Annotated in this window: 21 protein-coding genes; 2 read left to right on the forward strand and 19 right to left on the reverse strand. The window is 36.4% G+C overall.

From position 1 onward, the window contains the following. Positions 1-7: 7 nt before the first annotated feature. The 16 genes from HJP15_RS12295 to HJP15_RS12370 form a co-directional block, all read right to left on the reverse strand. Complete coding sequence (locus HJP15_RS12295; RefSeq protein ID WP_170173899.1) at positions 8-4,102, reverse strand: IPT/TIG domain-containing protein; 4,095 nt, start codon at positions 4,100-4,102, stop codon at positions 8-10. A gap of 29 nt (positions 4,103-4,131) precedes the next feature. Beyond that, complete coding sequence (locus HJP15_RS12300) at positions 4,132-4,899, reverse strand: TadE/TadG family type IV pilus assembly protein (protein ID WP_349304629.1); 768 nt, start codon at positions 4,897-4,899, stop codon at positions 4,132-4,134. A 12-nt stretch (positions 4,900-4,911) separates the two neighbouring features. After that, positions 4,912-5,361 carry a tetratricopeptide repeat protein gene (locus tag HJP15_RS12305; RefSeq protein ID WP_170173900.1) on the reverse strand — a complete coding sequence of 150 codons (450 nt, stop codon included), beginning with the start codon at positions 5,359-5,361 and terminating at the stop codon, positions 4,912-4,914. 11 nt (positions 5,362-5,372) lie between these two features. Then, the gene (locus HJP15_RS12310; RefSeq protein ID WP_170173901.1) at positions 5,373-5,723 is read right to left on the reverse strand and encodes a DUF192 domain-containing protein; all 351 of its coding nucleotides are present in this window, start codon (positions 5,721-5,723) and stop codon (positions 5,373-5,375) included. Beyond that, positions 5,713-6,573, reverse strand: coding sequence for a type II secretion system F family protein (locus HJP15_RS12315; protein ID WP_170173902.1), 861 nt, complete (start codon positions 6,571-6,573; stop codon positions 5,713-5,715). Before HJP15_RS12315 ends, HJP15_RS12310 begins: the two co-directional genes overlap by 11 nt. 7 nt (positions 6,574-6,580) lie before the next feature. Next, positions 6,581-7,432: a type II secretion system F family protein gene (locus HJP15_RS12320; protein WP_249365859.1), complete on the reverse strand. Its 852-nt coding sequence runs from the start codon at positions 7,430-7,432 to the stop codon at positions 6,581-6,583. After that, positions 7,422-9,143 (reverse strand): TadA family conjugal transfer-associated ATPase, encoded by a 1,722-nt coding sequence (locus tag HJP15_RS12325; RefSeq protein ID WP_170173903.1) that lies wholly within the window; start codon positions 9,141-9,143, stop codon positions 7,422-7,424. The genes HJP15_RS12320 and HJP15_RS12325 overlap by 11 nt, the downstream gene beginning before the upstream one ends. Positions 9,144-9,153: 10 nt before the next feature. Then, positions 9,154-10,449: a type II and III secretion system protein family protein gene (locus tag HJP15_RS12330; protein WP_170173904.1), complete on the reverse strand. Its 1,296-nt coding sequence runs from the start codon at positions 10,447-10,449 to the stop codon at positions 9,154-9,156. Between the two features lie 23 nt (positions 10,450-10,472). After that, on the reverse strand, positions 10,473-11,354 hold the full coding sequence (gene cpaB, locus HJP15_RS12335) for a Flp pilus assembly protein CpaB (protein ID WP_170173905.1): 882 nt from the start codon (positions 11,352-11,354) through the stop codon (positions 10,473-10,475). 25 nt (positions 11,355-11,379) lie between these two features. Beyond that, positions 11,380-11,610 (reverse strand): hypothetical protein, encoded by a 231-nt coding sequence (locus HJP15_RS12340; RefSeq protein WP_170173906.1) that lies wholly within the window; start codon positions 11,608-11,610, stop codon positions 11,380-11,382. Then, positions 11,600-12,271 carry a hypothetical protein gene (locus HJP15_RS12345; protein WP_170173907.1) on the reverse strand — a complete coding sequence of 224 codons (672 nt, stop codon included), beginning with the start codon at positions 12,269-12,271 and terminating at the stop codon, positions 11,600-11,602. Before HJP15_RS12345 ends, HJP15_RS12340 begins: the two co-directional genes overlap by 11 nt. Further along, the gene (locus HJP15_RS12350) at positions 12,268-13,185 is read right to left on the reverse strand and encodes a hypothetical protein (protein ID WP_170173908.1); all 918 of its coding nucleotides are present in this window, start codon (positions 13,183-13,185) and stop codon (positions 12,268-12,270) included. Before HJP15_RS12350 ends, HJP15_RS12345 begins: the two co-directional genes overlap by 4 nt. A 6-nt stretch (positions 13,186-13,191) precedes the next feature. Beyond that, a complete protein-coding gene (locus tag HJP15_RS12355; protein WP_170173909.1) occupies positions 13,192-14,571 on the reverse strand; it encodes a Tad domain-containing protein in 1,380 nt (459 codons plus the stop codon). Positions 14,572-14,620: 49 nt separating this feature from the next. Next, positions 14,621-14,926 (reverse strand): Flp family type IVb pilin, encoded by a 306-nt coding sequence (locus HJP15_RS12360; RefSeq protein ID WP_170173910.1) that lies wholly within the window; start codon positions 14,924-14,926, stop codon positions 14,621-14,623. 18 nt (positions 14,927-14,944) lie between these two features. Beyond that, a complete protein-coding gene (locus HJP15_RS12365; RefSeq protein WP_170173911.1) occupies positions 14,945-15,229 on the reverse strand; it encodes a Flp family type IVb pilin in 285 nt (94 codons plus the stop codon). Between the two features lie 79 nt (positions 15,230-15,308). Then, the gene (locus HJP15_RS12370; RefSeq protein ID WP_170173912.1) at positions 15,309-15,827 is read right to left on the reverse strand and encodes a response regulator transcription factor; all 519 of its coding nucleotides are present in this window, start codon (positions 15,825-15,827) and stop codon (positions 15,309-15,311) included. 142 nt (positions 15,828-15,969) lie between these two features. Between HJP15_RS12370 and HJP15_RS22320 the strand changes: the two genes are divergently transcribed. Further along, positions 15,970-16,803 carry an OmpA family protein gene (locus HJP15_RS22320; protein WP_170173913.1) on the forward strand — a complete coding sequence of 278 codons (834 nt, stop codon included), beginning with the start codon at positions 15,970-15,972 and terminating at the stop codon, positions 16,801-16,803. Positions 16,804-16,820: 17 nt separating this feature from the next. Here the strand turns inward: HJP15_RS22320 and HJP15_RS12380 are convergent, their stop codons facing one another. Genes HJP15_RS12380 through HJP15_RS12390 form a run of 3 tightly spaced genes read right to left on the reverse strand, consistent with a single transcriptional unit; the run spans position 16,821 to position 19,610 of the window. Next, positions 16,821-18,023 (reverse strand): ABC transporter permease subunit, encoded by a 1,203-nt coding sequence (locus HJP15_RS12380; RefSeq protein ID WP_170173914.1) that lies wholly within the window; start codon positions 18,021-18,023, stop codon positions 16,821-16,823. Then, the gene (locus HJP15_RS12385) at positions 18,016-18,804 is read right to left on the reverse strand and encodes an ABC transporter ATP-binding protein (RefSeq protein WP_170173915.1); all 789 of its coding nucleotides are present in this window, start codon (positions 18,802-18,804) and stop codon (positions 18,016-18,018) included. Before HJP15_RS12385 ends, HJP15_RS12380 begins: the two co-directional genes overlap by 8 nt. Further along, on the reverse strand, positions 18,801-19,610 hold the full coding sequence (locus HJP15_RS12390; protein WP_170173916.1) for a DUF3025 domain-containing protein: 810 nt from the start codon (positions 19,608-19,610) through the stop codon (positions 18,801-18,803). The genes HJP15_RS12385 and HJP15_RS12390 overlap by 4 nt, the downstream gene beginning before the upstream one ends. A 108-nt stretch (positions 19,611-19,718) precedes the next feature. On the opposite strand from HJP15_RS12390, the gene HJP15_RS12395 reads away from it, so the two are divergent. Continuing rightward, entirely contained in the window at positions 19,719-21,344 is a 1,626-nt protein-coding gene (locus HJP15_RS12395) for a M28 family metallopeptidase (protein WP_054453042.1), read from the forward strand. The last annotated feature ends 13 nt before the right edge of the window (positions 21,345-21,357 follow it).

Raw genomic sequence — 21,357 nt, forward strand, 5'->3', positions numbered from 1 at the left:
AGATTTCCTAATCTATGTTATTAAGTATACGAGCTTTGTTTATACTGTTTGCTTGAATGGCACTTTGAGAACATTTGCTGATGGTTTTTCCGGTAGCTTGCCCTACTTTAATATTCCACGATACCGTATCGCCAGCCTTTGCCAGAACAGTTTTTGCTGTTACAGGGCTACTGCCTGACAATACGGTTATGTTATCAGAAAAACAAACATAATATGTACCACGACCATCAGGAATATCATTTGCGGTTAATATTACCTTATAGTCTCCTGGAGTTAACGATGTAAAAATTTCTTCTTTACGTTGACCTAACGAAATTTGTTTACTGGCCTCATTAAAAGTTAAGGTGAATATATCATCTTTTAGGTTTCCGTTATCGCCAAACCTGACTGTTGCGCCGCTTTCTCTGTTAGTAAAAAGTAACGCATTTTTTGCTTGAACAGATTTAACCTTTACATTTACATCACCTGTTTTAACATCTTGAGGTACTTTTACCACAAGCTTATTCGAACTGCTTGAGACAACTGTTGCCTGAATTCGACCGGTTTTACCGAGGAAGGTAACCGTATTTTCGATATTTTTAGTTGAAAAACCCGCGCCATTAATTTCTATTTCAGTACCACTAAATGCTGTATCTGGTTTAAGTGAAGTCAGTGATAAACCATCACTAAAAGTGATATCAATGTTAGGCTTAGCGTCCGAAACCTCTACATACACTTTTAAAGGGCCTATTGCATTTTTCACTTTTTCTTTATCAATCAAAAGAAAATCTATAGCACTTCCTTCAGAGTTAAGATGAAGGTGTGTGGTTTCTTTTGCTTCATAAACTTCTGTATCGTCGTCGGTGGAAGTTGTGCCTTTTGTGTCGAACACAGATACTTCTGGGAAAGTTTTAAAACCCAAAAAAGTATGAGGAAAAAACCCCTTACCCTCTAAAATTAAAGTAACATCGTTTTCAAGTTCGTCTTTAATAATAGATTCTGGTACTACTGTGTCGATAACCACCGGCCATTCAACTTCAAAACCTACCTTTGATGGCACATCAATTAAGTCGAGTGTTACATTTGCTAATTTATTGGCCAAGTTAGCTCCTTTAAGGGCTTCATTTATTGCATTTGCTATTGCAACAGCCTCACCTATAACAGGCACAACCAAAGGAGCTAATATTTTTGTAACTTTTTTTATAATCACTTTACCAATTTGGGTAGTTCCAGCTTTTTGTAAAATAACGGCACCAAGGCTTGTTATTGGTCCTTCAGTGATTAAATCTTCGTAAACAATTTCAAAGAACTTTTTCATCAGCTCAGTAGAATTTTTGCTTTGTTCAAGTTCAACCGCTTTGAGAAATAACGGGTAACTTTCAACAACTAAGTTTTTTACCCATTCGCGATCTTGGTATAAGTTATTCTTGTCAACCGCGTAACCAATAAATGGAACTATCACTTGATCGACCGCGGTACGAAAAATCAAAATATTGCGAGCAGTTTCCCCTGCTTCTGTGGTTGGGTAAGGAGATTTTATACCAGGAGTTACTACCTCTACATAACAATCTCTATAGTTACAATGATCAAAGTCCTTTTCAACTGATAGATTTAGAATCCCCCAGGTTTGAGGACCAAGCATGTTTCCATCAATGGTATTTATAACGTGAGGTTGCAGTATTTGATCGAGGTATTCATCACCCAGATTTCTTAACTGTGCGCTTAAAAATAATCCTGTATCATTATCTACGGCAACATTACCATTAAATATACGATCACCAAAGTTATCCCAAACTTTAACCCCATTCACCTCTATATCACCCGCTGAACCTGCCCAGTCTGAAGTGACTATTGGTTTATATTCTGCTTCCTCATTACTTGCAACACTGCTTTCCGTAATGGTATTAGATGATATATAACTGGAAGTATTAATATTTTTTTGTAGAGATTGCGTTGTATATTTTGGGCTTATTTTAGAGTTATTTACAATAAGGTTTTCTACGACTTCTCGAGAACTCAATATTGCTTTATTTAACAGAGATTGGTACTCGGCTGAATTATCATCAATAAAACGAGGATTACTTAAGTTTGCTTCAATAAAGTCTGCAAGTATCTTCACATCTTCGTTCAAACTAATCGTATCAAATCCTTCTCTCCAACTACTTTGTTCTATATTGTTACCAAAGGCACCGCTATACCATACTGAAGAAGATGCTATATGATTTGGCGTGACAGTAATACTTTCATCCGATTGAAAAACCACTGTATTAATAAACTCATAAGGCTCGCCATTTTCATCAATATAAAGCGCCATAACAACATCACTGACACCGCCAAAAATATAATCTACACTTAAATCATCACCAATAAGTTCCTCTTGACTTGTCGGCGTTTTTAAGGAGGCAACTAATAATGATGCTAATGTATCATTAGGCATATTTAATTGGCTGTAATCTAACAGTACTTCATCACCAATTTTAATTGCAACTGTATTACTTGTTCCATAGGTTGTTCTGACGGTTATTTTAGCTTCTGAGCTAACACTATCCGGTACAACAAAACTCAGCCTTTCTTCATTGGTAATTGATGGTTTAACCTCTATTTCATCGATAAATACTAGCGTATCTTCAAAGAAGTTTTGCCCGGTTAAATTTACAGTGTTACCAACTGAATAGTAATCAACTTCGGGTTTTAATACTAAGGGTAGATTAGGATTTGATATATCTACGTTTACTAGGTTTGAACGTTTACCGTTAGCAAAGAAATATATTGATTCTGTTTTCTCTGGCAGGACAAAAGTAATTTCTTGGTTTGGTGATACCCTTTCATTAATGGGTGGTAAGTTATCAGCTCGTTTGAACACGAGTATACCTGGGCTATTCAAGCCCGTACCAGTAGCAGTATGAGTACCGTTACCTACAAAAATACCATTAAATGATTGGCCAGAAAAAATGTAACTAACAGCACTAATCTCTTTATAATCAGCTTCGCCAGGGAATGTAGAGTCGACTATTTTTGTTGGATTAGTGTCATTTAAATCAAGTAAACCGTCATTGTCATCATCAACATCTGCATAATCAGATATTCCATCACCATCAGAATCAGCTGGTAGCTGAGAGCTAATATCAGTCACTTCACTTGCATCAGCGTTTCCATTGCCATCAGAGTCAAGGTCAACAAAATTAGCAAAGCCATCTTGATCTTGATCCGATACGCTTTCTATTTTATCGGGTATACCATCTGCATCACTGTCATCATCTAACCAATTAGGAATGCCATCAGAGTCAACATCATGCAAATATTTATTACCAAACTCATAAACATAGAACTCTGTTCCGTCAAAAACTCTGTCATTGTCTGAATCTATATCCCCGACTACTAGACCAAAAGCAGGCTCTAACCCATCATCTATGTAATCTATATCTATATCGAAAAACAATTTTGCTTTATATGTGAAGTCTGAATTTCCTCGGGCATCAACATCTGAAATACCTAAATAATAGGTACCTGCAGAAGGAAGAGTGAAGTTTGATGCTGCCCCGATACTTCCAATTGCTGTAAAGTTAGAGCTAATCTTCTCTACCGAAGCGCCATTTGAATCTAGTATAGTAATATTTGGTCTAAAGTCTGAGCTGTTAGTATTAAGTACGACTGAAACACGTTCTGCCATGTTCGTTGTAAATTTAAATAAATCTAAATCTTGTGTTTGCTGAACTACGCCTGAGACAAAATAAGGTATTTCTGTATCCAAGTTTTCAGCTTCTGCTAAATTATCGTTTAATTCAGACTCTTGAAAATACGCGGATGTAGATACATTAGCATCAAACGGATAATCATCCTGTTCATCAGGCACACCGTCGCCGTCTTCGTCTTTGTTTTCCCAGGTTCCTACGTTTTCAGTCGGTTCGCCGCCGTCACCTGAACCGTCGTCTCCACCATCACCTGAACCGTCATCTCCACCATCGCCTGAGCCGTCGTCTCCGCCATCACCTGAGCCATCATCACCATTATCTGGCTCGACTGGGTTTTCGGTTGTGTTGTCTTCTAGTGGCTCGTTACACCCTACGAGCGTTAAGCTTAATGTGCCTGTTAGAAGCAGTATTAATAGTTGTTTTGCTTTCATATCCTTTTCCTTTAACTAAGTTCTATCCTTTACATCCGATATGGAGTTTGCATTCGGATTAATGCATAAGATTTGATGGTAATATAATAACCGCTGTAACGTGCTTCACCGGCCGTTGATGTTGCCGCACCCAAAGCTGAACAAGTCAATTGTTCCTCATTTGGCACAAAATATACGAATTTATCTGATAATGGATCTGGGTCTACATCTGTTAATGTTAAAATTTTACCTATTAACCAATTGGCTAATGGTACTTCAAGACGCTTGCACCAATCGACTTCAATTTGCAGTAAATTTGCGTCTTGTATATTCAGCTTTTTATCACTTGATATAATTTTAAGTGAAGGATTTCTATACATTAAATTGTCGTTCGGTATTTCAAAAACAGTAGTGCCACCTTTATAACGTCTGCGTTGTTTAAATTTATTAAACACATCACTAGTTGGATTTAATACCGTTATTTTTGAAGCTATAGCTGTATATGCTTTAGACTTTGCATACGCTGATGCCACATCTAGTGCGTTGGGATCGCTTCCTGAGTCAACCATAAATAATGGCATCATGCCTTGCGCTAACGCATTTTCCATCTTAGATTTGCTGCCATGATTTAACGCACCAGCACGCACCGCATCAAATGTAGCTGCGTTAAGGGTTATTTTATCTTTGTAAATAAATACCCACTGGATAAGCAACATTATAAGCACTAAAACCAACGGCGCTAAAAAAGGTAAAGTTATCGAAAACTCAACCATAGATTGCCCTTGCTGCTTTTTTAAACTAACTCTTTGCTTATTCACGTTGACCCTTCCTTAGTCTTTTTTACCTGTTTGTAAGCGCATTAGTTGAATAAAAAGCTCATCCATTTGTGCTTTCCCAGCAGAATTTTCATCTAGGTGTTTTTGAGCTTCTATCAATACTTCTGTGGCTTGCCGCATTCTTGCTATAGCAAGGTTGTACCACGCTTTATCATGCTCTACATCTAATTGAATACAGCGTTGATATGCGCTAATTGCAGCATCTAAACGATTTGTTCGAGTATAAATATTACCTAATCTAAACCACGCTGGCGGGTAGCTATCCTTTAACTTAATTAATTGCCTATAAAGGCCTTCAGCCATATCTAAGTGTCCTGCTAAGTAAGCAGCTTCGGCTCTATTTTCTATTTCGACTAGGTTTACTTTTGGCTCGGTTTGCTGTAAATGAGAGCTACTACAGCCAGAAAAAAGTAAGACCAGTAATCCAATATATATATATTTCATAAACTTCCCAGTTATTCTATCGTTAAGTTGTCGCCAACTTTTAGTATTTTTGTGTTTGTATTTTTTGTTGATAACTCAATTACTTTGCATGCATTACGACAGGTACTAACTTGCCAAGGGCGTAAGTTTTTCACAATTTTTATAATCGTATTTTGTTTATTTAAATAAACAACATCTATTGCATAACGCATACCGATCATATGCACTGAATTACACGGTACGATAAGTAACCCATCGTTTTCATTTAGAGTTCGTCCGAGTAATCCTCTAAGCCTTAACCACCAAGTATTTGCAATAAGTACATTACCAATGAGTACACCTGCGCCAGCTGTTACCTTGTTTTTATATAAACTACAGGTCATACATAAACTTCATAACTATTGGAAAAAATAAAATCATAAAAGTAACAGGGAAAATAAACATAATTAGTGGAAAAACGAGTTTAACGGGGGCCTCCAATGCCTTTTTTTCTGCTCGTTGAAAGCGCTCAACACGACGTTGATCTGATTGTATTCTTAACGTTGATCCTAAACTTGCTCCTGTTTTTTCTGCTTGAGCTAAAGCACTCACAAGATTGTTTACTTCCGATGTTTGCACACGCTCTGCCATTGCTCTAAAAGCGTCAACTTTATTTACACCCGCTCTTAAATCCCTTAAAGCTTTACCAAACTCAACCTTTAAAGGCCCTTCTGGTCCTTTATCTACAGCTTGGCTAAGTCCACCTGTTAAGTTAAGGCCCGCCTCAACAGACATTGTAATAAAATCCAGGTAAACGGGTAGCGACTTTACAATGGCTAATTGACGTTTCTTTTTTAGATCATTTAGCGTTAAAAGCGGCAAAAAGAAACCAAATATAGCTCCATAGACTAAAGTCATGAAAGATACTGCATCAAGCATTGCCGACACAAAAAATGTAAACCCAGTACAGCAGAATGCTGAAACAACCCTTATACCAAAATACTCTTCAGCAGTTAATACATATGAAAGCCCTGAAATTTGCAACTTTTTACCCGATTTTTCTAAATAATCGACTGGGAGACGATCCCCGATATAATATGCAGCTAAACGGACAAATGGCCATATTAGCTTTAAAGATGGTGGCATTGGATCCATAAAATCACGACGATCTTCAGGCAACTCTTGTTTAATTTTATAGCAACTATACAAAAGTAAAAAAAGTGAAATACCCGCTGTTATTAATATTAAAAGCATATGTAACCTACACGTCTATGTTTACGATTTTACGGATAAATATATAGCCAACATAAAGCATGATTGCAGTAACTGCACATACAGCCCACCCCATTGGCTCTGTAAAAAGCCTCATCATGTGTACAGGCTCCATATGATACAAAATAAATCCTATAAATATGGGTAAGGCGGTCATAACGATGCCTTGCATTTTACCTTGTCCGGTTAGTGCATCAATTTTACCCTCCATTTCTAACTTTCGTCTGAGTGTATCTGCTAACCGCTCTAGAGTTTCAGCAAGGTTTCCACCTATTTCTTTGGATATTTGCATTCCTGAAACAACTAATTTGAAGTCAAGTTCTGGAATTCGTTCTAACATATTATTTAAGCCATCATTAAAATCTACACCAAGTCGTTGCTCTCTCAAAAATAAAGAAAACTCCTGGCTAATTGGTGCTGCTTGTTCTTGCGCCATTACCTCTAATGCATTCGTTAGACTTGAACCTGAACGCATTGATGCACAAACCATGTTTAATGCGTCTGGTAATTGTTTTATAAACAGTTTACGCCTACGATTTTGTAGATATTTATAAAAATACGGTGGTAAAAAGGCCACTATACTTACTAAAATTAACGCGAGTATAATTGCACCTGAATAAGTCCAAATAACTAAGAAAAAGACAAACATACCTGCCATGTTAAATATGAATAGTTTCTGTGGCTCTATAAATAAGAACATGTCAGATAAGTTTACTTTCGCTGCATGAGTGAATGTTTCTCGATATTTTTTTGCAAGTTCTCGAAATACAAAGTTACCACCATAGATAAGTAGAGTAATAGTTATCCCAACTAACGACATTATAACCAGACTATTCATCATCCTGACCTATTTTAAAAATACCAAGATCAACATCAACGCCTCTTTCACGTAGTTTTTCGTAAAACTCTGGGATCATACCTGTTGGTAAATACTCACCTTGAACTTTTCCATTAGTGTCGTAACCCGTTTGCTTAAATTTAAATATCTCAGAAAGCTGAAGTACATTCCCTTCGACACCTGTTACTTCACAAATTGACTTAACACGCCTAGACCCATCACTAAAACGTGATTGTTGAACAATCATATTGACAGCTGAACCAATTTGTTCACGTATGGCTTGGATAGGTAAGTCCATGCCGGCCATCATTACCATAACTTCTAAACGGGATATACAGTCTCTGGGGGTATTCGCATGCGCTGTTGTTAATGAGCCGTCATGCCCTGTATTCATTGCTTGGAGCATATCAAGTGCTTCACCACCACGACACTCCCCTACCACAATTCGGTCAGGGCGCATACGTAAACAGTTTTTTACCAAATCGCGAATTTCAACTGCTCCCTTTCCTTCTTGGTTAGGTGGCCTTGCTTCAAGAGATACAAGGTTAGGTTGGTACAGCTTTAATTCAGCCGCATCCTCGACTGTAATAATACGTTCATCGTCTGGTATAAAGTTTGACAAAACATTAAGCAAAGTAGTTTTACCTGAACCGGTTCCACCTGAAATAACAATATTACGCTTATTGACAACTGTCATTTTCAAAAATTTGACCATGGCTGTAGACATCGAACCAAAATTTACTAAATCTTCGGCTTCAAGCTTTTTAGCCATAAATTTACGAATAGTTATACAAGGGCCTTTTAAAGCCAAAGGTGGAATAATTGCGTTAACACGAGAGCCGTCTTTTAAGCGTGCATCAACCATTGGTTGGCTTTCATCTATTCGACGTCCCAACGGGGTGACAATGCGTTCTATAGCACTTAGTACAGCTTGATCATCTGTGAAAGCAATATCTGATAAAAATAGTTTCCCCCCTTTTTCATAAAAGATTTCATCGTGGGAATTAACCATTATCTCTGAAACATCGGGATCGCTAATTATATTTTCCAATGGACCAAGCCCGATAGTTTCATCTAAAACCTCTTTGCAAAGCTCATCAAAATCTACATTAACAGGGATTTGTAGTTTAAAAATAATTGACTCAATAAGCCCTTTACTTTGCGATCTAAGCTCTTCGTCAGACATCTCTGATACATTGACTCGCCGAAGGTCAATTTGTTTAATTAATTCTTTATGAACTTCCTTTCTCAATTCATTACGTTTTTTTATTCTTTTTCGGGTTTTTATTTCATCTTCACTTACTTCGCTATGTACCTCTACAGGTTTTTTGTTTACTGCAACAAAGTCGTCAAATGTTTTTTCTGTATTTACTTTTGGTTGACTAGTTTTAAGCTCTTTTTTCTTTAATGAATCAAAATTCTCATTTAGCTCGACTCTTATATGATAACCGCCGATTTCAATCAAATCTGTAGAAAATAAAGGACCAGCGGACTCTACTTTAGTGCCATTGACTTGTGTGCCAGTTCGACTAGCTCGGTCCTCTAAGAATATCCCCTCATCATTAAGGTAAAGCTTTGCATGTTCTTTGGATACCTTAAAACCATGTAAGCTCACTTTATGTTGTTTATCTTTACCAATAACACACGTTTTTTCACTGCATTTAATTCTATCTACCGGTGTGCCTTTAGCTGTACTAACTATGATATCAAACATCACACTATCCTTAGTCTAATATGTAGAATGCTTCTAACTTATCAGCAGTATCTATCATTTCTTGGGCACGTTTGAGGCGACTTTCATGGCTTTCACTTTGTAATGATACAATGTGAGGGGTAACAAGAATAACCAGCTCAGTTTTATTATCAGCAAAGTCTCTAGACTTAAATAATTCGCCTAAAATCGGAATTGATCCCAAAAGAGGCACCTTACCTACTGCTTTTGACATTTCACTTGAAACTAAACCTGAAATGACAATAGTATCTCCGTCTTTGACGCTAACAACAGACTCTGTTTCACGGGTTTTAAACCCCGGAATTCCCAAAACCTGAACAGACGGATCAACAGAGCTGACTTCGGCACTAACGTAAGAAACTATATTACCGTGCGAATCTGAAACCGGTTCTATTTCAAGTTTAATCCCATACTCTTTAAATTCGACACTAGGTGCGCCATCAGCAGAAAGCAACGGTATTGGTATTTCACCACCGGCTAAGAATCTTGCTTTCTCACCACTGCGAGTACTTAAAGTTGGCTGAGCCAACATTCGAGCATCCCCTTGCTCTGACAAAAGCTGTATTTGTGATGTAAGACCAGTAACTATTCCAAAATGAGAAAAACTATTTGAACCTATCAGAACACCCCCTATTTGATCTACAATAGAATCTGATATTGTGCTTGGTGAGTAAGCAGAAAAAAGATCATTGCTTGTCCAGTTACTAATAGCACCAAATGCAGGACCAGAAGCGGAGGTCCCCCATTTAACACCTATATTTTTAAGTGTTTTTTTACCTATTTCGACTATTTTTACATCCATGCGAATCATTTGCCTGATCTCAAGTTCATTAATAGTAACTAATGATGTTAAATTAGGTATTAACTTGGCTATACTCGCGACTTTATCTGATGTTGCTTTATCTACCTTGCCTTCTAAAACAACTAAATCGCCCACTTCTCTTATAGAAACGCCTTGCAAATTACTAATCAGCTCTTTAACTCTATCAATTAAAGCTGAGTTATCTATAAGGTTGACTTTGATATTTAGCTTGGCTTTTTCGTCATTTTTGTTCCAAACTTGGATTTGTGTTTCGCCTGCGGCTTCCGCAATAAGTAATAAGCTATTATTATCAATTACTTTTGCACTTACTACTCCAGGGCTGGCTACGGCAATTCTTTTAATATCCTCAATTGGTAATAAATTTAAAGTACCAACTTTCATATTAATATTTGTAGGCGTTGCCCCAAATAAAGGAGGCGAACAAAGTACCAAGATAATGGTGAAAAGTTGAACAATACGGCGCATAAATGTATTCCTTTACTACTTTTTTATAATTTGTTATTTAATTCTGAAACAAGTTCAGCTGTATTTGGTTGAGCTACATATGTTTTTATAGTGTGAGCGACTCCACCTGAGCCACCAAATATCATTTCAACTTCATCTTCATTTGCCGAAGATTTGAAAAGCGATGATGAATCTACAAGTCGATCTCTAACTATTAATTCATCTACTCTATTACGTAACAACGCTACAAATTTCCCATGCTCTTTAGCAAGACTTACACGGGCAGCATTTAAAACGGATACATCAAGAGTAATCGTGCTGTAATTGGTTGGATCTTTATATACTTCATCTATTACATCTCTATTTTTATCGACTGTAATTTGTCCTGTAGCAAGTACATTTACTCTTTCTATTAATAATTCTAATTGAGGGTTATCTTCCTTTTTTTCAGACAGTAAATATAAGTCAACTTTGTCACCTGCAACCAATAATCCAGCAGTAGAATTGGTCACATCAATCTGTATTGTGACAGCCCTATGCCCATCCGTTAGAATATCCGAAAACTGTTGCAATCCTTTACCTGGTAAGTATGCTCTCAATAGCGGTTGACCAATAGATAAACCTTCAAGCAACATCTGACCATCAACCTCTGCAAATTCACTAGGGTGCAAGGTTCCAGCTGGGAGATAGCTTGTTGGAATTTCTCGGACTGCGACTGATGATTGATTAATAATTGTTCCTTTAGTTAGGGCCCTTGTAACGACAATAACAGGTACCTTTACAACATCACTTTTTGAATAGTGTGTTCTTAGCTCATCCTCTTTTGATTGTATATATTGCCCAACAGACCATGCAGCAATACCACCAAGCAGAATAGATATTAATAACAAAATCCAGTTTTTATCTAACAAATTTCTTAATTTCACTTTTTCATCCTTGCCTTATAAACTTTCAAAAATCATCAGGTAATGGTGGTAGAGCTTTAGCATAACTGTAATTGTTGTACGCTCTTTTGAATTTGTCTCCCAAAATCTCTATAACATTTTTACCTTGATACTGTGTTAACCAATTACTACTTGTTAACTCATTGTCTGGGACAGGCATCAGTAATGAAAAAACCAATGCCGCCGTAATTACTAAATACTCGACAGATGACTGACCTTTATCAGACTTACTTAACATCTTCTCTAACCACTGTTATAAAGGTTCTACCCTTTTTACGCATAAAGGTAATATTGACATTATTTGGGCCGTTTCTTGTCATAAATACTCCATTATCTAGTTGCTCTGTGTAAGCTGCTTTATCAATTGCCCAATTATATTTGGTGTAATATTTTTTATAAAAACTTAAATTACTTTTTACCGAAAAATTATTATCTAGAATCATAGTGCTCGATATTTTTCCGCCGTCTTCAGATTTAATTTCTCGTATTACGGTTGTCCCACTAGGCATGGGGAAACCCTGCAAAGTATTATCAATTAATTGCAACCTATTATCTGGCTCTTTAGAAGTAGCGATATAACCAGATGTATAACTATTTCCAACTTTCCTTAATTTTGCGGTATAAATAACATCACCAATTACTGCATTTAAAACTTCCCACTCATTTAACTGTTTATGTGTAAAAACATCACTTTTTGGTTGCCATTTTTTTGTAAAAAAATCAACATTTTCACTTAAGCTATTTTTACTTTTAAATTCCCATGCTTTCATTTGTAAACCATCAACAAGCATTCCATCAGATACAACGACAATGGTTGCATTATCAGGAAAAGATATATTTGCAGATACTTTAAAATTTGTAAGTAAAAATAATATTAGTAAGTAAAGAGATTTTCTCATTGTGTGTTCCCTTGAGTATTAGTATTTCCTTTGCGAGAATTTGGTAGTTCATCAATTTTTATATAACCAAATTTTAAATAATTAGATTTTAACCTCTTAGCGATTGGCACTTGAGATAACCCGTCACGTAAAGTATTTATAATCCCTGCATCTAAAAGACTTGAGGGAACAAGGCTTCTCACTCTTTTCTCATTATGTCTTTGTCCTCCGGCATTCCAACCTGATGCAATCAAATACGTTTTTGATTCAATAGGAAGTTCAAACTGATGAGGTCGTTTATTTTCTACTTCAGCATTTGCGTTAGGCGGGTTTTCTTGGTCATCTTCATTTATAAACTCTAGCAATTTATGACTGGTTATTTGTATTTTATGGTTTGCTTCATAATAACCCTTTTTTTCCACACTAAAGTTACCAATACTTAAAACCGATAACGCAGCAGATATTAATGATGCTGCTGCACCTGGAACACTTTTGTTACTTGATTTTGGATCAAAGTAAACGTGGTTATTAGTGTCATCTTCTTCTGGGTTAAACTCAGCAAGTAAAAACTCTTCACTTGTTTGAGATCCTTGATTAAATTTTAAATACACTGCCGCATCATCTTTTTTCCATTCTTGATCTGCAGTATCTGAAAATATGTTTGAGTTATGGCCTTTGAGTATTCGCCATGGAACCTCTTTGTGAACTTTCACTGAGTTTTTTATAGCTAATGTAGCTCTATTTCCACTCCAATTACCAGGTGTTCGTTCAAGCCAAGCGGTTCTTTCCCAAGCAATATATCTTGACGACATATCAGAGTAATGTTTTGCCTCAATAATTTTACTAAAATATGGTAATAACAACATTAATGGCGCGATAATAAAGGTAATAAATATACTTAATTCAACTATGGATTGGCCTTTTTGATATTTCATATCACCTCACAAAGCCAGTGCAAGAGCTGTTAATAAGGCTCTTTCACTATCAGTTGTTTCATTCAAAGTTGCTTGCCAATATGGATTATAAAGATTGCCATATTCCCATTTAGAGTCAGCACGTCTCCATAGAGACTGGTCACGAAAATAATAAATTTTTGCTTTACTCAATACTGTAATTTTATCTCTTGGTAATTTGGTGTTTTCTTCAATATTAATATCTATTAATCGCGTTGAATTTTGATTTTCCTTACCAATATTTAATGAGCTGGAAGTGGTAATATCAGATTTATTTTTAGAGACAACTAAAGTCAACATTGGGGCAACGTTTTTTTGCTCTGTATCAGTAATATCATAGAAACTTTGTAACCCTGAATACGAGGAATTTATATCTTCTTCGTTTCTATATGCAAAGCGAGATGCAGTTCCGTTAATTCCTCGAGAGCGGCCATAATAATTTCGGCTTCTATAATTAGTTGTGTTCTTGTCACTACCTGCATGACTAGCTCCCCAACCTGCAGGTACCTCACCTCCGCGCCACTTACACCCGCTGGTAAACTTGCAACTAAAAAAGTATACATGGAAACCTAATGTATCCATTGCACTCCAAACTTCAGCATCACTACCGTTTTTAAAAAGCTCAGTGCCGCCAGTTTGTCTAGTATTGACTTTATTTGGAAAGATCGTTTGTGTAAAAGGGAACCCCCAACCAAAGCTACGGTTTTTGGTAAAAGGATCTACTGAATTGGTTATTAAGTCAAAATGCTCTTGATAACGGCCAGTATCATCGTTCCTATCAAAGCTTCCTTGAAAATTTACCCAGTCATGTAGAAGGAATTCACCAACGCCTACTGCTGATGCAATATCTACATAAGCCTCGTTATCGTTAGCTTCTAAAACATCGTTCGATGTCTCAACAACGGCAAGCATTGTTGCTGAATTCATTAAATCTTGTGATATTGAAAGACCTGTATTTACAATATCTGTAGCTAGTACGGCCCCGTTCATCGCAGGCTGTAGCACTTGATTTATTGCTCTCAAAACGCCTTCTACTGCAGATGTTATTTGTCCTACTAAAGGGATCCAGGACGTTACATTAGCTAGATTTTCACCTGCCTTTTCAGACATATTACCCCAAGAAGATAAGCCAACGTATTGAGCAATTGCAACATGATTAGCAACCATAGCTCTGTTTGTATAGGCTTTAAAATTTAAATCTCTTGAAAGTAAATGCGCAGCACTTATAACAGTTGCATCTGCGCTATTCTGTAGCTTTGTTTTGTTTAAGTTTTGCTGAGATACATTAAAAAGGTAAAGAATTGACATAACGATTGTCGCTAAAAAAACACTACCTAATACTAATGATTGTCCACGTTCCTTGTGCATAATACACCTTTAAATAGGCCATAATTGAAACTCAATTATGGCCTTACTTCTAATCTATAGTGCCTGAACCATCACCGGAATCACCACCAGAAGTGCTACCACCTTGAGCAGCACCTTCATTGAAGTTCCCAAGATTATAGTCTTTATTAGCATTCACTGTTGCGGCTTGCGATGAAACTTGCGCTGCGTCAATATTACCCTTTGAATCTTTACCTGAAACTTCAGATGATAACGCCGCTACTTGATTGCGCACAGTTTTACCAAAATAACTATATACTCCAATTGCAGCAACAGCTATCAAAGCAACGATAATAATGTACTCTGTCATACCCTGACCTTTTTGACGAGTAAACATTAGAACCTCCTAAATCAATTAGTTACTACCTGAACCACCACCCGATGCATTTTGTGCAGCACCTTCATTAAAGTTTCCAAGGTTATAATCTTTATTAGCATTGGTCGTCGCTGCCTCAGAGGCTTTTTTTGCTGCATCTATGTTAAGTTTAGAATCCTTACCGGAAACCTCAGATGCAAGTGCAGATACTTGGTTACGTATTGTTTTACCAAAAAAGCTGTATACACCAATTGCAGAAACAGCAATTAACGCCACAATAATAATATACTCCGTCATACCTTGTCCTAACTGTTGCTTTTTCATATCCATATCTCCTTTTAAATTATGGTTTGAATATTCTATTAGACCAAAGCATAAAAAAAAACCCTCCTAACGGAGGGTATTAAACTTTTAATTTATTAACCAATGCAGTCCTATTTCTAGCGTCTGCTTTTCGTAAAATATTTTTTAAATGAGACTTTACTGTCGTCTCTGAAATCCATCTCATATTTGCAATCTCTTTATTAGAAAAACCTAATACGACTAGATCAGCAATATCAACTTCTCTTTTTGTGAGCGGAATTTTAGTAATGGATAGTAAAGGCATTTTACTATCCGTAATCTTTAATATTTCTTTTGATAAGGAAAGCCTATCAAACCAAAGGCCGCCACTTTTTATTGTTGTGATCACATCCTCAATATCAACTTCTCTTTCTAATAACCAAATAACACCTTTGGAACCATGATTTAATATTTTTCTTTCAAATTCTAAATTTTTATAGGAGTTTATAACTAATAATATATTTTTAACATCAAGGTCTTTACATGCGTTGCAGCAATCAAAAAAATTAAAATCAACCTTACTTTTCAAAAGCTTCTTTTCAAAATCCATTTTTTTCAAAACCATAGTTCCATAGTCCATTTGAAATTCAGTATACTAATTGTACATATCGTAAATCATAACAACAACAACTTGCAACACCTATGTAACACATAAAGGTACTGTTGCATTTTCTATTTTGTGGCGTTAAACTCTCAAAAAATGGATTTTTGGATAGTACAAAGTGATTCGTAACATAACTCTTGCAGGAATTTTGGTTTCTTTATTAAATACGACTAATGTGTATGCACATATAAAAATGAAAAATACCCATTCTCAGTTGGATTCAATATTGCATTCAAAAGGAATAATTATTAACAATGGATTCCAAGAAAATTTTAAACATAAAGTTTTAAATGATAGACAATCTACTATAGATACCTCATCAAGATATACCAACATTGAATTTGAAGTTTATAGTGATGCCATGAATACAATTGATAGTTTTCTTTATTTTTTTAAAGACAATAATTTTAAGGTTTTATCACATTGCATTGGATTTTCTTGCGGTAATTCCATGGCGTTAGCTTCAAAGATTCAATCTGATAATTTTTTAAGTGATAAACAAAAACAGCAATATATTCTTTTCTATAATGACTATAATTGGTTTTCTTTACATCTAAGCTCATATGAAAATAAGACATTCATATTTTATCGTAGTGTTTTTGATAAAAAATTAAAAAATAGCTTGGAACTTCTATTTATTAATAAAAACAATTTTGAGCTTTCTAAAGAGGTTATTGCTAAACTAGATAACTATATAATGCTAATTAATACAAACTCTAAGTCATACACTGTTATTGGTCACACGGATAGTTCAGGCCAAATAAGTCACAATCAAGTTCTTTCTCAGAAAAGAGCAATGCGAGTGTATGATTACCTTATTTCAAATGGAGTTAATAAAGATAGGCTAAACGTTGTTTATGCAGGTGAAAGTACGCCGTTACATTCTAATAAAACTATTACAGGCCGAGAGCTAAATAGAAGAGTAGAACTTAGAGAATCGAAAAACCTCTAAGCTCTACATGGTTATTTTTATCTAAAAAGTACTTTTTCTTTTTTAAACCAATTAATACAAAATACAAGTGAAACGGCCGCAATAAAAACAGTTGATACTATGATTGTATAAACAAAATTATAATCAACTGTCCCTTTTAATAACTCTTGAATTGCTAAAGAAATATTTACTATTGGTATTAATGATGTTTTGAATGTTAACTCCATATTCGGCATCATTGAGATAGCCAACGGTACGAATATAACTATTGATAAAGGTCCCATGTAATTCTGAGCTTCTTTAAATGAGCGAGAATAAATTGATATTGCAAGTACAACACTTGAAAATATGCAAGCCAGCGGCAATAACAATAGTAGAATTAAAAATAAATCATACGCTCCTATTATTACGATTACATCGGTTATTGCCTCTGCCGAGAATATACTTTTAGCTATAAAAATCCATATTCCTAAGCTAAGGACTGTAAATAATGATGTCGCTATTGATGCACTAAATATTGTTAGGAATTTACCTGCTACTATTTGAGTTCGCGTTATAGGCGTAAGTAGAAGAGTTTCTAGTGTGCCACGCTCTTTTTCACCAGCTCCTAAGTCAATGGCGGGGTAACTTGCTCCAGTTAAAACAAGTGGAATGAGTAAATATGGCAACAACATCCCAAGCTTTTCCCCGATACTTTCACGGGCATTCGCTGTATCCGTTTCTTTGAGCTTAACTGGTTCAAGCACAATCTCTTTAACAGCCTCATCCGAAATGCCGTATAAACTGAGCATTTTGAGTTGCTTTACATGTTTATATTCAGAGAATATTTCTGTCAGTTTTTCAGAAATATAATTTATTCTACTAGCCTTATTAAATATTATTTCGATCTCGATTGCGTCATTACCACCATCCCCAATAATTGGTTTCATAACATAAATGCCGATATCTATACTTTCATCTTTAACTGCTTGAATTAATTCATACCGCTCAGAGTATTTTGAGTCTACGAATATAAAGTTTTTATGATAAAACACTTTATCACTAAAATCTTTAATGTCTTGCTTTGCTACTATTGAATATTTGTGCACTTCTTGATCAGCTTCTATCTGAGCTTGAACCATAAAATAACCTAGCACACCAAAAATCAATGGAAAAATCAGTAATGGCAATGCAATAATAAACATAAGGGTTTTTTTGTCGCGAAGGAGCTCTTTCAATTCCTTTTTATATACTTCAAACATTATGCTTCTCCGTTAATATGTTCATAAACGCTTGGTTTAGCTCTTCACTGTTACCTGCCTTTTTAAATTCTTCAACAGTACCATCAAAGCAGCTGATCCCTTCGTTGATCACTGCAACTCGATCGCACAGTAACGCAACTTCATCTAAATGATGGGTTGAGAATATAACCGGTGTGCCTTGTGCTTTGAGCCCTTTGATAAATTCGATCACTGTTTGTGTGGTCATAATATCTAACCCCGTTGTCGGCTCATCGAGCACCACAACCGCTGGCTGATGAACGACTGCACGGGCAATATTTGCTTTTTGTTTCATACCTGTTGATAGGTTTTCTGCGCGTTTATCAATAAAGCTATGCATATCAAGTAGGTCGAATAATTCATCGCAGCGCGTTTTAATCGCGGCTTTATTCATACCATGTAGTTTTGCAAAGTATTCTATATTCTCTTTTACCGTTAAGCGTCCATATAAACCTGTACTACCCGATAGGAACCCAATGGATTTACGCCCAAATAAAGGCTTTTTAACAATATCTTCGCCAGCGATGTAAATGGTGCCTTCATCTGGTTTTAATGCTGTCGAAATCATGCGTAATGTAGTTGTTTTTCCCGCACCATTGGGGCCCAGTAAACCAAGCACTTCACCTTTAGCGCACTGAAAACTGACATCACGAACTGAATGAAAATAATCTTTATCTTCACGCGGATCTACTTTTTCTAATTTATTTTTTTTATGATCTTTCGTCAGCTTAAATTTCTTTTTAAGCCCAGTTACTTCTATCATATTCGTGTCCTTCGTTTAGGTCTAAAGTAATCCGTATTACTATAAAATTCTGAGTTATTATTATCATACCAACTAGGCACCCCTAACAGAGGCAATGGCGATAGCAGGCTGTTGTCCCTTAAACAGTTGTCAACACTAATCATCTCATAAAGCATTTGATCTATAAACTGATACTGCTGTGCTAAATCTTTACAAAATATGTCAGCTGGTACTTTTACAAATAACGCTTTACCCGTTAAGCCAATATAGGGTTTTGTGAACATTTCATAATTAGCGTGCCCAAAAATATAGGGGGAAATTGTTTTTCCCCATAGCTCGCGTTGCTCAAAAAATGCCGTAGTCCATTGATGATTTTTGAGTAATTTAGGCCACGAATCATCACTTACAGCGAGTACAACGCCACACTCATCAAATAGAGTTAACGCGTTGCGATGCTTAGTTCGCTGCTTTGTACCGTGTTGAGTTATTTCTTCAATATGACGCTGGTTGATCAGTGACTTAGTTTTAGGAAATAAGCACCATATTAGCCCGCCAAATAAATCATGCCAGTTTTGTTGTCGTGTAGGTACTTGCCCTGTATCGAAGATTATTTGTTCGTAATAACGTTCTTCTTCACTAAAACATGCATCATCAACAAAGGTAATTGCTTGTTGATTGGCATTTTTAGCATCAAGAAACGATGTAAACCACGTACATTGAGGCCAGTCAGGTAAATTACTTACAGCAAATAATGTATTTAGATGATTAAATGCTCCACTTTCAAGACTTGCACTATGCCATTGTTCATAAGGGGTAAATCGTTTCATGAGTACCTTTAGCTTTACAGTTATTATGAGGTGAGTTTACCGCAAAAACTGGTTCTCTTTAACAGAAGTTCTTATACTAGACTCACTTAAAACAAAAAAAGAGCGACTATGAAACGTTATTTTTCTCTTACACTTCTAGCAACTGCTGTACTTGCAGGATGTGCAACAACAAGTCTTACCTCTGATGATGTTACTAAAGGCTATAACTCGATTAATGATGTGCAATTAGCCGAGCATATTAAAGTATTAGCATCTGATGAGTTTGGTGGGCGCGCTCCATCATCAAAAGGTGAAGAGCTAACGCTTGCATACCTCACGGAACAATTTACAAAGTTGGGTTATAAGCCGGGTAACGGTAATAGCTTTTTACAAGAAGTGCCTTTAGTCTCTCTTGAAGCTGACTCAAACATGGTTTTAAGTATTGGCGGTAAAGACTATCAATATAAAAAAGACATGGTAATGGGCAGTAGCCGCATTAGTCAAAGCCAAGCTATTAAAGATTCCGAACTTGTGTTTGTGGGTTATGGTGTAAATGCGCCTGAATACAACTGGAATGATTACGCGGGCATTGATGTTAAAGGTAAGACCGTGGTTATGCTAGTAAACGATCCGGGCTTTGCGACTAAAGATCCTGCTCTTTTTACTGGCGATGCAATGACCTACTATGGCCGTTGGACTTACAAATACGAAGAAGCGAGTCGCCAAGGGGCCGCTGGTGCAATCATTATCCATGAAACAGCGCCAGCTTCATACCCGTGGTCTGTTGTTGAAAACTCTTGGAGTGGCGAGCAGTTTGGTTTTCAAAAAGAAAACAACAATATGGACAGAGTTGCTGTAGAAGGCTGGGTGACAACTGATGTTGCTAAAGAGCTATTTAATAAAGCGGGTCTAGACTTTAACACTGTCAAAAGCAATGCAGCTAAAGGTGCTTACAACGTAGATATGGGTGATTTAACCGCTTCGGTTGCGATTAAAAACACGATTAAAAAATCTATTTCGTATAACTTTATTGCGACGTTACCTGGCAGTGAACTGGCGGATGAACATATTATTTATTCAGCGCATTGGGATCACTTAGGCACAGATAAAAACCGTAAAGGCGATCAAATATATAACGGTGCTCACGATAATGCCACGGGTACTGGTGGTATGATTGAAGTAGCAGAAGCATTTGCAACTTTACCTGTTAACCCTAAGCGCTCTATGACCTTTTTAGCGGTTACAGCAGAAGAGCAAGGCCTACTTGGTTCAAAATACTATGCAGCAAACCCAGTTATCCCTGCAGATAAAACAGTTGCAAATATCAACATGGATAGCCTAAATTTACTTGGTAAAGTAAAAGATATCAGCGTGGTTGGTATTGGTAAGTCGCAAATGGACACGTTGCTTGCTACAGCTGCTAAAGCACAAAATAGAACCGTATCTGGTGATCCTAAACCGTCATCAGGTGGTTACTATCGCTCTGATCATTTTGCTTTTGCTAATATGGGTGTACCTGCAATGTATGCCGGTGGCGGAAGCGAAGCATTTGATGAAGAAACGGCTAATTATCGCAAGCGTATGAGCTTAGTACTAAGAGGTTGCTACCATCAACCTTGCGACAGATACCGTGATGAGTGGAATTTATCTGGCGCAGTGCAAGACTTACAGTTATTTTATCAAGTAGGTTTTGATATTTCACAGCAAAGCGAATGGCCAACATGGAATGAAAATTCAGAATTTCAAAGAAAATAATGTAAATGATATT

Source organism: Pseudoalteromonas sp. NEC-BIFX-2020_002 (assembly GCF_013002825.1).
Lineage (GTDB): Bacteria > Pseudomonadota > Gammaproteobacteria > Enterobacterales > Alteromonadaceae > Pseudoalteromonas > Pseudoalteromonas neustonica.